Annotated in this window: 10 protein-coding genes and 3 pseudogenes; 4 read left to right on the top strand and 9 right to left on the bottom strand. The window is 41.5% G+C overall.

All coding sequences use genetic code 11. From position 1 onward, the window contains the following. Positions 1–626: pseudogene (locus AN486_RS24170) on the bottom strand (hypothetical protein); the annotation flags it as partial. Between the two features lie 593 nt (positions 627–1,219). On the opposite strand from AN486_RS24170, the gene AN486_RS24165 reads away from it, so the two are divergent. Further along, entirely contained in the window at positions 1,220–1,600 is a 381-nt protein-coding gene (locus AN486_RS24165; protein ID WP_290602823.1) for a hypothetical protein, read from the top strand. Between the two features lie 280 nt (positions 1,601–1,880). On the opposite strand, the gene AN486_RS24160 is transcribed toward AN486_RS24165, so the two are convergent. The 7 genes from AN486_RS24160 to AN486_RS24130 all read right to left on the bottom strand — a co-directional run bounded on the left by AN486_RS24160 (position 1,881) and on the right by AN486_RS24130 (position 9,489). Next, a complete protein-coding gene (locus AN486_RS24160) occupies positions 1,881–3,026 on the bottom strand; it encodes a glycosyltransferase family 2 protein (RefSeq protein ID WP_290602822.1) in 1,146 nt (381 codons plus the stop codon). Positions 3,027–3,047: 21 nt separating this feature from the next. Beyond that, a complete protein-coding gene (locus AN486_RS24155; protein WP_290602821.1) occupies positions 3,048–3,764 on the bottom strand; it encodes a hypothetical protein in 717 nt (238 codons plus the stop codon). Further along, a complete protein-coding gene (locus tag AN486_RS24150; RefSeq protein ID WP_290602820.1) occupies positions 3,703–6,066 on the bottom strand; it encodes a hypothetical protein in 2,364 nt (787 codons plus the stop codon). The genes AN486_RS24155 and AN486_RS24150 overlap by 62 nt, the downstream gene beginning before the upstream one ends. Before the next feature lie 643 nt (positions 6,067–6,709). Next, positions 6,710–7,042, bottom strand: a complete 333-nt coding sequence (locus tag AN486_RS24145; RefSeq protein WP_290602819.1) for a hypothetical protein — start codon at positions 7,040–7,042, stop codon at positions 6,710–6,712. Between the two features lie 3 nt (positions 7,043–7,045). Further along, complete coding sequence (locus AN486_RS24140) at positions 7,046–8,110, bottom strand: hypothetical protein (protein ID WP_290602818.1); 1,065 nt, start codon at positions 8,108–8,110, stop codon at positions 7,046–7,048. A gap of 8 nt (positions 8,111–8,118) precedes the next feature. Beyond that, positions 8,119–8,349, bottom strand: coding sequence for a hypothetical protein (locus tag AN486_RS24135; protein ID WP_039203723.1), 231 nt, complete (start codon positions 8,347–8,349; stop codon positions 8,119–8,121). Between the two features lie 6 nt (positions 8,350–8,355). Next, the gene (locus AN486_RS24130) at positions 8,356–9,489 is read right to left on the bottom strand and encodes a hypothetical protein (protein WP_290602817.1); all 1,134 of its coding nucleotides are present in this window, start codon (positions 9,487–9,489) and stop codon (positions 8,356–8,358) included. A 229-nt stretch (positions 9,490–9,718) separates the two neighbouring features. On the opposite strand from AN486_RS24130, the gene AN486_RS24125 reads away from it, so the two are divergent. Beyond that, positions 9,719–10,291, top strand: coding sequence for a Bro-N domain-containing protein (locus AN486_RS24125; protein WP_290602816.1), 573 nt, complete (start codon positions 9,719–9,721; stop codon positions 10,289–10,291). A gap of 59 nt (positions 10,292–10,350) precedes the next feature. Here the strand turns inward: AN486_RS24125 and AN486_RS24120 are convergent. Continuing rightward, positions 10,351–10,581 (bottom strand): annotated as a pseudogene (locus AN486_RS24120) (DUF87 domain-containing protein); the annotation flags it as partial. 241 nt (positions 10,582–10,822) lie between these two features. Here AN486_RS24120 and AN486_RS24115 point away from each other — a divergent pair. Further along, entirely contained in the window at positions 10,823–11,719 is an 897-nt protein-coding gene (locus AN486_RS24115) for a sulfotransferase (RefSeq protein ID WP_290602815.1), read from the top strand. Positions 11,720–11,730: 11 nt separating this feature from the next. After that, positions 11,731–12,407, top strand: a pseudogene (locus tag AN486_RS24110) (hypothetical protein); the annotation flags it as partial.

The following is a 12,407-nucleotide window of genomic DNA, read 5'->3' as shown; positions in this document are numbered from 1 at the left end:
AAGGTAGTGGTAAGTAAATTTTGTTGTCTAGCAGCATCAGTACATTTTTCCCCTTCAACTACTAAGACAAATTGGCCTTGACCATGTTTGATGATTTCTTCTTGATGGTAAACAGGCCAGGGTTTGTCACCAATTCCTTTAATACTGTTACCAAGAATATCCAGATGGTAAGGAATGGTGAGCTTTTTCTGTTCACCATCTTCTCTAAATTCGTATCTAATTACATACTGTGCATCTGAGTATGTATAGATGATTTGTGATCCTCTACTGTTATGTTTCTTTTGAGGAATAACACCAGGAGCGGGTAATTTGGCTAATTCAATGTTTTGGGGTAACGGTGCTGGTAACGGATCTGGTTTTTTGGCAGGGATGATCTCTTGGTAGTTGATTCTGCCGTTGTCAATACCCGCTTGTTTTAAAGCATCTTCTAAAGGATTAACAGCTTCTCTGATATCTTTTAAATGCTGTTTGTTGCCAGGATCTGCCCAACATTGGTACTTACCAGTTTTAATATCTACGGTTAATGAACCTTCACAGACTGGGCAAATGTATTTATTTTTGCTTTTCTTGGGAGTGAGTCTGTCTAGGAAGTTCCTAATATCAAAGGTTTCTAGTATTTTATTCATGCCACACCCCCACTAATTGCAATGGGTTGGCAAGAATTAGAAGAAAAATGTTTACACTTTTGTAATTTGCAGTCTATAATCAAAAGATAAGACTGCCATGAATCAGTTCTCATGGTCGTTAGTCCGGTGATCCAGACATTTTACTTAGATTAGTTTTCTCGGGACTTGGACTAAGTAGAAAGCTGGTTTTGCTAGGTTTTAAATTTTCTAAGCTCTCAAATTGTTTACAAGACAGTTTGGGAGTTTTGATTTATACTTGTAATCAAGGGTTATCATTCTTCAAAGAGCTATGAAGCATGATTGAAAAATTGACTACCGATTACAATCATACTATATCAAAGAAAACAAATTTCAGGAAAATTTATTTTTACTATTAAAATTTCTTAATCTGTATATACGTGTCTAAAAGCTTATGTACATGAGAGTTTTTATAATCTTTTGGAGATGTCTGCGGCGACTGTAGCGATCTGTAGCGATCGCTTGTTTGGGCATAACGTAAATTGTCACCAAAGTGTCTTTTGAGAGAATCAGTGGCAGATTTTACGTTTTGTGATAATGTAGATGTTGAAAATCAGTATTTTCCCTAACTAACTATGGACCCTATTTCTCTGATTATTGCTGCTTTAAGCGCTGGTGCGATCGCTGCTGCTAAGGATATCGCAGGAACAGCGGTTAAAGATGCTTATCAGGGGTTGAAAACCTTGATTAAAAAGAAGTTTGAAAGTGAACCCAAAGCGCAAATGGTTTTGGAAGAACACGAAACAGACCCGGAAATCTATGATGCAGCACTTAAAAAGAAATTAGCCGAAGCTGGCGCTGGTCAGGACGAGGAAATTATTAAGTTAGCTCAGGAGTTGCTCAAACAGGTAAAACCGGAAGAGTCAGCAGGTGGTAAATACAATGTAGTGTTTCAAGGTGAAGTCAAGGCCGCTCAAGTTGGTGATAACAACAAAATGGAAAACAAATTTGGCTAACAATTGGAGTTCTCTAAACTGCAATACTAATCGCTCAAACCTGCAATCAAGACCTTAACAAACCAGGATTAAATGCAATTATAATTGTGCTTCAGCCAGGATTAATTGCAACCAACCTGCAATCATCGGTGTGAACCAGGATTATCTGCAACTATAAAAGTAAAACAAACGAACATTTTCTTTACTGCTTCACTGATAAGGTTTAGAGAACGTTAAGGCGTTGGTTTTCCAGTAAAAAAACTCGGTAAGGAATTCAAAGTTAATTTATCAAATTACAACATTATCTACCCCAACTTCGCATACCAAGTGAGTAAAGGGCTCGTATAAAGCAGAATGTGTTGATAAAATTTGTAAATAACGGCTCAAGCAGAAAGTGATCTACTCGAGTCCGAATCATGCCTGTAAGTAGCCAAGCGATAGCCCTTTGGGCGTAGACCAAAGCAATAGAGATTTTGACAGCATCGATCCACTCCATTCTCAAAAAAGTGGTGCGGCCACCCACCAAAATAGCCGCGAGTGCTAAAAGTCCAACCAATACTGTAAAAGTCGAGATGGCAAAATTCGGCAAAGTTATGGCGCGAAAGTAACATTTAGCGCTTCCTTTCTGTATTACGTGAAATACGCAGCATTCTAAATGGCCTGCAATCCAGCGTGTTCGCTGTGCAACTAGATCTGCCCACGTAGCAGGTACAATAGTCCGCGCAACAGCTTTTTCAGCCAGTACAATGCGTAATCCCTGTTTAGCAAGGCTCAAAGTAAGATCTGCATCTTCGGTACGTGTACGTGCGCTGAAAGGATTTGCCACTAACAATTCCCTTCTGAATAATGTGGCAGCACCAGGGAGGATGGAAATTGCACCGATCGCGTCCTGTCCCATCCTCTCGAAGTTCATGGAGGTCATGTACTCCTGCCTTTGCAATGCCTCGAGAAATCCGAGTTGGTTATCAACATCAAGATAGAATGCTACTGCATCAGCCTGTCTCTCAGTAATCGCTGTAATTGCAGATTCAAGTGCATATTGATCGAGGCGGGTATCTGCGTCAATAGTTGCAATAAAATTACAGCTTGCGGCTTGGATGCCTATATTAAGTGCCTCGGCCTTGCCCATATTTACAGGTAATTCAATCACCTTTGCCCGGTCGATGCCTGTGAGGTGTCTTCGAGCAATCTCCGCCGTCATATCTGTAGATCCGTCATCTACAACGATTATCTCCCAGGGTTTTGGCTCATGCTCAAGTAAGGATATCAAAGTTCGCTTGATGTGCATTTCCTCATTAAATGCCGGGACTATTACTGATATCTGACTTTGGGGATGAATTAGGCTATCTTTAGGCACTTTTGCCCACCAGTACCAGATGTTTAGGGCACAGAAGACAGTTATACGCACCCAAAGCAAAATTACAACTATCTCGGCGAGAAGTAACATCGGAACGGGTCTCCAATAATCTTAACGAAATCGCTCGACAATCCAGCGTTCCTCAAACCAGTCATCAGATATATGGTTGATTTCTAGACCAGGATAAGCAGCGATGGGGCGAACACCAGCGTCACTTCCAATAACGTAGCCATACATTGTGCAGCCGGAACGTTTATACTTGTCTCTTTTGTTGCATGATTTGCGATCAGAAGCCGACCAAATTGCAAAAAGTAAGTGCTGCTTTCCAGCAATAGTTTTCTTATCGCCTTGGAACATCACCGAAATTTGCTTGCTCGATTTCTCAATCCGGACGATCTTGGTGTCGAAGTCATATGAGTCCGAGTCTGAATCTTTCAGTACGATCCATTTCGGGGCACCAGCAACGAGGATAGACTTTGACTGCGTTGCTCTTTTAAGAGCAGTGACAATCTTCGGACTCGCTTTTAGAATTCTGTCGCTGGAGTCACTGAGAACGTAATTCACGTTAGGCTTTGCATAGACAGTCAAACCGACAAGAATATCTGCACCGACAGGAAATGGTTTCCCACTCAATTGAACTGAATCGCAATTGATCGAGATTTCAAAAACGACATTACTTCCTTTAGAATAATACTTTGGCGCTACCAAAGAGCAAGGTTTTGTCTGAACTGTCTTCGCATCAAATGTTTCAAATGTGAAAATGAGGCTAATTGTAAAAAGGAGGAGAGCTATGAAGATGGTGTTCTTTACTAAGGATATATTTTGCATCTTTCTGTTCCCAATGATTTCTTTCTCGGATTAACCTTGCGAAGTTGGTGCTACGTGATTGAATGCCTGGAAAATAGACTTCTAACTTATCACGGAACTTGTATAGCTGGGTGATGATCTCCTCGTCAGTACGCTTGGAAATGTTGCCAAGCTCCCCTAATGCTTCCTGTACTAAACACGTCCTGGAGCCATACTGAACTGCAATGGAAAATATCACAGCTTGCAAAGCCATTGTGTGTTTTTTGACATCAATGCCCACTGACGGAGATCCCTTACAATTGGTTACTACCTGTGTTGATTCCAAGTTTGCAATAAGAATTTTGTAACTGGTTTGTGTTATAAAATCTGTTTGTAATATTGAGAAATTAGTCGAACTCAAAGGATCGTTTCCTAGGGTTCTCCAGACTTCAATAAATTGCTTTTCTCGCCTCATAGCAGCCATCCCCCCACCGGCGGCCATCAGCTTGCCATAATATTGTGGATTCCAACGGTTCAAGAATGCTAAGTAGTCATCCATTTGAGGACCAGCCTTAATCCTATAAATACCGTAGTAGACACCGCCCATAAAATCTGTGCCAATATGGTCAGATCTCTCTCCTTCATAGCGTCTGGCAAGAATGTCAATTGTGTAGGGTGGAGATGGTAAGTCACGATTACTTGCCAATTGGAGGATTCGATCTCCCAGGAGCTGCTCATCGCGAACTTTTTCAAGAGCTAGTTGGGTTTGTTTAAAATTGCTGTAGGCAATGATGGCAGCAGTAGAGGTTAAAATCAAAGCTGCACTTAATACTGCTAGTAAAAAATGTCTTTTTTGCCTTTGGTCCCTTTCGATTCGAGTTCTTGCAAAAAGACTCTCACGGATAAAGTCTTGTTCGGGTTCACTAAGGTCATTTGGCCGTTCCTTCAGCTTCTCTTCAGCTCCTACCAAAGCCGCCCCATGCAATAAAGAGCCTTCATCTCTTTGTGTCTCCTGCCATTGAGCCATTGCCCCCCGCAGCCGTTCCTGCCAAGCGCGAAATTCCCTGTCAGTTAGCATCCAACCCCGCAGTTCCCCCCAATGGCGAATCAGAGCCTCATGAACCACTTCCACTGTCTCCACCTGTCCCTCTTCACTACGACTGGTGACCACTAAGCGATCATTCGCCAGTTTGCTCACCAGTTCCCAATTTGTATCTCCCAATTCTGCTTTAGTTGCCAGCCGCCGCGTATCTTCTGCACCTTCAGCTGGGCGCACTAATTGAATGAAAACACGCCTCATTTGCTGCTGTTCTGCTGGATTCAACTTGCTATAACTTGTATCAGCATGGCGGGCTATTGACCCCTGCACTTCGCCAATTTCGGTATAGGCTATATGGGTTAACTGGTTTCCCTGTCGCCGCTGCCACAACTCCGTCAAGGCAAATTCCAGAAGGGGCAAATTTCCAGGTTCTTTCTCCACATCCTGGAGGATGCGCTCCACCAGTAACGGTTCAAACGTAACCCCCATTTTTTGGGCAGGTTTGGCAATCACGTCTGTCAGTTCATCCCGATTCATCGGGACCAGTTTCAGGTCAGCATTTTGCAAGACATCGGCAAAGGGACGATAGGAAAGGGCATTGCTCAAAAAATCTGCTCGCATGGTTAGCACCAATCGGGATGACCGACCGAACAACCCTACAGAATGTGACTGTTCACCTCTAGGAAACGCATTAATTAACTTATCGAGAAAACTACGGCGGGTTACTTCCTCCGTACAGAGCGTGTAGAGTTCTTCAAATTGATCGGCAATCAATAGCACCCGTTCGTTCGGGAAATTGTGTTGAATTTGGGCAAAAACATCCGCTATGGGAATATCGCCCTGACGCAAATGGTTCGCTAATTTTCGCGCTTGGACGATGCGGTCTGTCTCATCTTGATTTGTGAGATAAAGGGGAACCAGCGCCAACGCTAACCCATGAAACGGATCGGCACCCGGACGGAAATGGGTAAACTGCCAATGCCCTGTTTGTTGCAGTCTTGGGACTAATCCCGCTAAAACCACCGAAGATTTACCGCTTCCCGATGCGCCTAGTAGGGGGATAAAATCATGGGTCTGGGTTGCTTGAAACAGCGTTTCCACAAAGCTTTCGCGCCCAAAGAAATATTCTGTATTCTCTGGACCAAAGTGAAACAAACCACGATAAGGACAAGGGAGAACTTCATCAATTTCCCCCGTCTTATCAGGCAAGGTCTTTATCTCTTGACTGTAATAGAAGTAGTTGTAGATGGTGTTTTTTTCACCAACGACAGCACTCTTGACTTCATTTTCAAATTTTGGATTCATTTTCAAATTTTGGATAATATTGAGGAGTCTCTTCAGTCATTTAGATTCTTTACACTCTTCATAAGGAAAATGTGTTCTCTTGTTTGTTCTTATCACCGAAATGAAGGTGGATATTGCAATACCTCAGCTAAAACATACCATTAAGTAAGTTAGTAAGTCAGTAATCTTCCCCTAGTCTTTGTGCGATTAATCTGATTTCTTAGCGCACAAAAAGCCTAAAAGCCTGATGATAGCGTGGGGCAAATGATAAGTTGAAAAAAAATACCTTCCTTTCTTGTATCAGCCAGTACGATATTGCAACGCTTCCGCTCCCCTACTCAACGAAACCTGGTTTCATGTAGAATAGTGTTATCCTTATAAATAAAGGGTTTTATCTACCATGAAGGTAAACGGCAATGGACAAGCCAAAATCCTCAACTCGGATGAATTGGGGTAAAGCCGGGATACAGCAAAAATGGGACATGATAGAAACAAATGAAACAAATGTTATATCACATAGCTTTAACCTTCATACACATCTAATCCAAGCGTATACGCTTACTAATTAATTCTATCAACGAGAGTAAAAATATATTGCATTTTTACTATTAAAATTTCTTAATCGGTATTGTAAGTGTTTAAAAGCTTATATACATGACAGTTTTTACCATCTTTTGGAGATGTGGGGAATGCGATTCCTACGGAGCGCTTCGCTATCGCTTATTTGTTGGGAAGTTTGAGCGATTATTATGGAGTGCTGCGCGATTACTAGGTCGCGCTGCGTGATCGCTACAGGGTTTACTTTCAATGTTTCTATTCCATTATTAGCAAGGGGTATAGGTTTAGTCGCGGGGTTTGTCGGGGTTTTATTAATGGGTTTGACGAAGTTTTCTGTCGGTGTTTGTCGTGGTTGGGAAGTTTGAGCGATCGCCCCAAAGGAATCGCCCCAAAGAAATCGCAAAGCACTACCACAAGCGATCGCCCCGCATTTCCCCACATTTTATAGTTCCGCATCTTTGACACCTAATACCAGTAACTTGATTTCAAAGAGCGATCGCCGCATTTTCCCCCAAGAACCATAAGTATTAGCCTTGACTTTATCTAATTCAGATTGTTTAGATAAATATCCCTCAGTATCATTATTGCCACGAATGTAGCGTAATTCAAATACTTTAAATTGATCAATAGCTCTTGCTCCCACAACTTGGGCAATTTGAAAATCAGTTCTCCCCTCGTCGAATTTCACTAAGGCTACTGCTACCTTCTCCCTGATAGTATCTGCTAATTGCGCCCTCGCTCGTTGTAATTCGGCTACTTTAATTTGTAGGTCGGAGATGGCGATCGCATTCCGATTAGCTTCTGTATTTGCACCCTGAGAGCCGATAAATAGGGGTACACCGATGACGTTTAATAATCCGTTAATTAGTCCGGTTTCGCCGTTGAATATGCCCGATAAATTATCAATTAATCCCTTACCTTCTGGTTGTGCTTGTCCTGCTGTCGGGGTTGGACCAAGTAAATATTGTAAAGCAGGTGTTAATACCGAAAGTCTGACAGTTTTAGCATTTTTAGACCTAGCTTCATCTATTTTGCTAGTTGCCTCTTGGATTCTGGTATCAAGTTCTTTTAGTAATGGTGAATCTGTAACTGATTTATTTTGTAATTGCTCAAGACAGCTTGATGTAGTTTCTAAACAGGGTAAACCGCCCCGCATAATTCGCCACATATCATCATTGAATTGCTGAGTCAATAACTTATCAATATCAGGTTTTGAGAAAGGGTTTTGATTCTTAGGGGAAATTTTATTATCTAAATCATTAGCTCTTTGTTCAGCTTCTTCTGGCTCTACTGGTTCTTCTGTTTCTTCTGCGGTTTCCTCTGTCGAAGTCTCAATGTTATTATTTACAGGCGTTACAGGCTTTGGTGTCGGACTTGTCGGAGTTTTATTGACGGGCTTTGTCGTGGTTTGTGTCGTGGTTTGTCGGGGTTGGGTCGTTTGCGATAGTGCTGCTTCAATTCTTATGGTAAATAATACGAGAAATAATGCTATTAATTTAGATTTCATTGTTACAACTAATCATTAACTAAAAATTCATTGTCAGACTTAGAAAAGACTAATTTACAACCAAACTCTACTACATAAACTTTTGTTAGTTCATACTTTTCTGCTCTCTCATCGAATAAACAAGTAACGGTTTTTACCTCTTGAGTACCAGAATTACAATATTTGAATGTTCCGGTAATAGTTCTAATTTTAGTTGGTTTATTTTCACCTGCAAATTCAAACTGATTTTGATGTGTCATGTAATTTTACTTTCTAGAAGTAATAGTAATAGTAGTTTGGTATTTCCCATCTTTACCAACCCAAGGTTTTACCTTCTTAATATACCCATTACGGGGACTTCTGACAATCGGAATATCAGCTAATTTATCCTCGATCGCACTCAATGAAATTCCCAATTGTGCTAACTGATAATCCTTGTTTCTGGTAGCCTCTTCATATTGCAATCGTGAGCGCTCGTAATCCTGCCTGGATTGGGTTGCAAACTGCGATCGCTTACTTTCCTCAACTGATGCTTGATACTCTTGAATTTGGCGATTAACTTTAGCAGCTTCTAATTTGGATGTAGCTACCTGTAAATTTGATTCAGCTAAATTGACGTTAGTTTGTAGTTGTTCTAATTCCTGACTTTGAACAATAGCCGAATTATTTAATTTTGCTTGTTCTCTGTCAACTTCTGAACGAGCTTGTTCTAATTCAGAATGCAACTTTTTTAATTTAGATTGTTCATGCTGCAATATCTCTGATTGCATTTTCATATCCTGCATGGCGACAATCATCTGCTCCTGTTCTTGAATCTTTTGGGAGGCGATCACTAAACTAGCACCAGCCTTTTCAAATTCAGCACGGCGTTCTGGGTTGTCAGTTGTTAGCAGTTTGGAACGATTAGCTAGGATGACTTTAGACTGTTTTAGCTTGAGTTGGGATTGTGATATGGCTGCTAATTCTTCACTAAATGTAGAAGGTGGTAAGTTTCTTAGTAGTGGGGTAGGTGGTGGTGGTGTAGGGACTATCAGCGTTTTGGAGTTTAAATTCTCTATCTGTAATTTAATTGATTTTTTCTGACGGTCTAATCGTTGTCTTTCTATGGAGTTGTCAGAAATAACATCCCCGATTTTAATCTCATCATTTAACCGTACTTTTAAAAATGACGGGTTATCTACAGAAATGCTCATTCTCAAGGGACGGTCTTTCTGTAGTGAATTATCTGGTAATTCTTCCTGTTCTGTCACAGTTTCTACTTTGGGTGCGGTTTCTGCAATAGCCGGGTTATCCTGTGGCTTGAGTTTTCCCACTAGAATTATTGATAGTGCGATAGCGAAGCTCACCGCAGGTATCGCAATTGCAAAAAAGATATTTATTGCCAAATTATTACTTTTCATAAAATTCACCAAAACTAAAACACCGTGAATCATCAATAATATAACATTTTATTTCTCACTATAATTAAAGAGCGATTCTTACGCTATAGAGGGTTTTGTTATTGCTATATAAAAAGAGGTATTTATATTATTATTCATATTAAAATATTGTAAAATTGTAGTACCAGAACCAAAGGAGAACGTCGTAAATTCTCCATTGGCTGTTTCACTGGTAGTCCATTCATGCACAATGAACATGATTAATATATCACTTTTTAAGTTTGGAACTAAGGCACTTGAGGTAGTTATTATTGATAACGCTCCTTGGTTTAATGCTTCTCAAGTTGCCAAGGCTTTGGGATACACAAATCCATCAAAAGCAGTTCAGGATAGTGTTTCAGCTAAATATAACCAACAGTTAGATTTAGGAAGACCAGGTAAAAAACCAGTTTTTATCAATGAACCAGGATTATATCAACTGGTTATGAGATCCAATCTTCCATCTGCTGAGAAATTTCAAGATTGGGTTTTTGAGGAAGTTTTACCATCAATTCGCAAGACAGGTAGTTATGGTGCTAAGGAAAATTCTGAATTAGAAAGGCGAGTTCAGGAGCTTGAAAAAAATCAATTGCAAAACTCTCAGCAGTTGCAACTTGAGTTTATGCCACCAGGTTGGGAATCTAAAGTGTGGGATGCACTACCATCACAGGACAAGCTCCCCATTGTCAAGGCTTTACGCAATATTGCTGCTACTGCTATTCCTTGCAGTGCTGGTCCACCACCTTTAGTATCTAAATCAATTGTTAATGGATTAATCCCATAGGGTGATTCCATATTCAATGGATAGCAAACTTCACCCGGTAGTTGCTGATCTCCGTGATAATCAATGATAATATTTTTTATACTGGGAAATAATTTAGGTAATTCATAGGCGATCGCTTTTAATGTTTGAGTTTTACCACTTCCAGAAGTACCGATTATAGCAACGTGACCATTTGGTAAAGTAGCAGGATTCCAATAGCATTTATCCCCTAAGAATATTCCAGAGTGCGATCGCTCTATTGGATTTACTTTATTTTGTGGCTTGAGTGTGGCCTGTGGTAATGGTTTCATGTTAATTGGTTTTAAAGCTTGTGAATAGATTTAAAAGATTTAAAAGTTAAATAATTATATAGCGGTATGCACCTGAATGAATGAGATACATAATTTATCTAAAAACCCATACACCAAACGACTTTTAACTCTGTTCCCTGGTTGACAGACTACTATGACTATCTGTATAGCCTGTGTGAAAGACGCTACTTGAGTTAAGAATTGTTTACAACTAGCAATACTTTGTTGTACAGTTGGTAGTATGCCGTATAGTTACTTGGTTGAAATTTTACAAAATATTGCGCCAATGCCCGCAAAAATCCACTTTATCTCTGGACTGCCCCGTTCAGGTTCGACCTTATTAGGAGCTTTGCTGCGGCAAAATCCTAGATTTCACGCCAATATGTCTAGTCCAGTTGGTACCTTAGTTAATCAAATGTTAGGGGCAATGAGCGAAGACAACGAGTTTTCTGTATTCATTTCCCCAGAACAAAAACGGGCATTAGTCATGGGCATTTTTTCAGCTTATTACCAGCCCCAAGCCGATAAAGAAATCATCTTTGACACCAACCGACAATGGTGTAGCAGATTGTCATTAATTAACGAGCTATTTCCTGGCTCAAAAGTAATTTGTTGTGTGCGTAATGTCGCTTGGATCATGGATAGCATCGAAAGGCTAATCAGAAAAAATGCCTTTGATGTATCGCGGATGTTTAATAACCCGTCCGAACGTGGCACAGTTTACACCCGCACTGAAGCCTTGAGTCAAGGAGGAAGATTAGTCGGATTTGCTTATAACGCCCTCAAAGAAGCATTTTATGGTGAACACAGTTCCTCATTACTCTTGGTGGAGTACGACATATTAACCCAAGCACCTGATAAAACACTGTCTTTAATTTATCAATTTCTTGGGGAAAAACCCTTTGATCATGACTTTGAAAAAGTCGAATATCAAGCTTCCGAATTTGATAATCGCCTCAACACCAAAGGACTTCATGATGTGCGTCCCAAAGTGGAATTTCAACCACGATTAACAATCCTACCACCGGATGTATTTGCTCAATATCAAGGATTGTCCTTTTGGCAAAATCCTAGCAATAGTCTGGCTAATGTCATAGTCAGCCAAGTAGAACAATCAGCAGTTAATAACCTACTTTAAGGAGAACAATCATGGCAACATTTAACGTCACTACTGCTCTTGATAACGGACTTGGTGATACAGCAGGTACTCTTAGTTATGCCATTAAACAGGCGAACACCATTGCGGGAGATGACACTATTTCCCTTAATACCAATGTCCGTTTGACAGGGGCGACGGCAACTACGAGCTTCATTAACAGTAACATCACCATTGTCGGCAACGGTAACAGCATCAGCGGTGATGCCAACAACAATGTTATAAACGATAGCGGTGACGTGCGTGCCTTATTCATCCAATCGGGAACTGTTAACCTCAACAACCTCACCATCACCAACGGACGCGCTCAAGGAGGCAATGGTGGAGGTGGTGCTGCTGGTATGGGCGGCGGTTTATTCATCTTCGATGGCAATGTCAGCCTCAACAACGTTATTTTGAGTCAAAACAGTGCGATCGGCGGCAACGGCGGCAGCGGCAGCGGCGGCGGCAACGCTGGACTCGGCGGTAGCAACGGCGGCAACGGCGGCAACGGCGGCTTCGGCGGCGTCGGTAGCAGCGGTAGCAGCGGCGGCTTCGGCGGCGGCGGCGGCAACGGCGGCAACGGCGGCAACGGCGGCGGCAACGGCGGCAACGGCGGCAACGGCGGCTTCGGCGGCGGCGGCGGCAACGGCGGCAACGGCGGCTACAACTTCTTCGACAACGGCGGCAA

Origin of the sequence: Anabaena sp. AL93 (genome assembly GCF_001672085.1) — a bacterium.
In the GTDB taxonomy this organism is placed as follows: domain Bacteria; phylum Cyanobacteriota; class Cyanobacteriia; order Cyanobacteriales; family Nostocaceae; genus Dolichospermum; species Dolichospermum heterosporum.
Note: the sequence above shows the minus strand (reverse complement) of the source record. Positions and strands in the feature narration are given on the sequence as shown.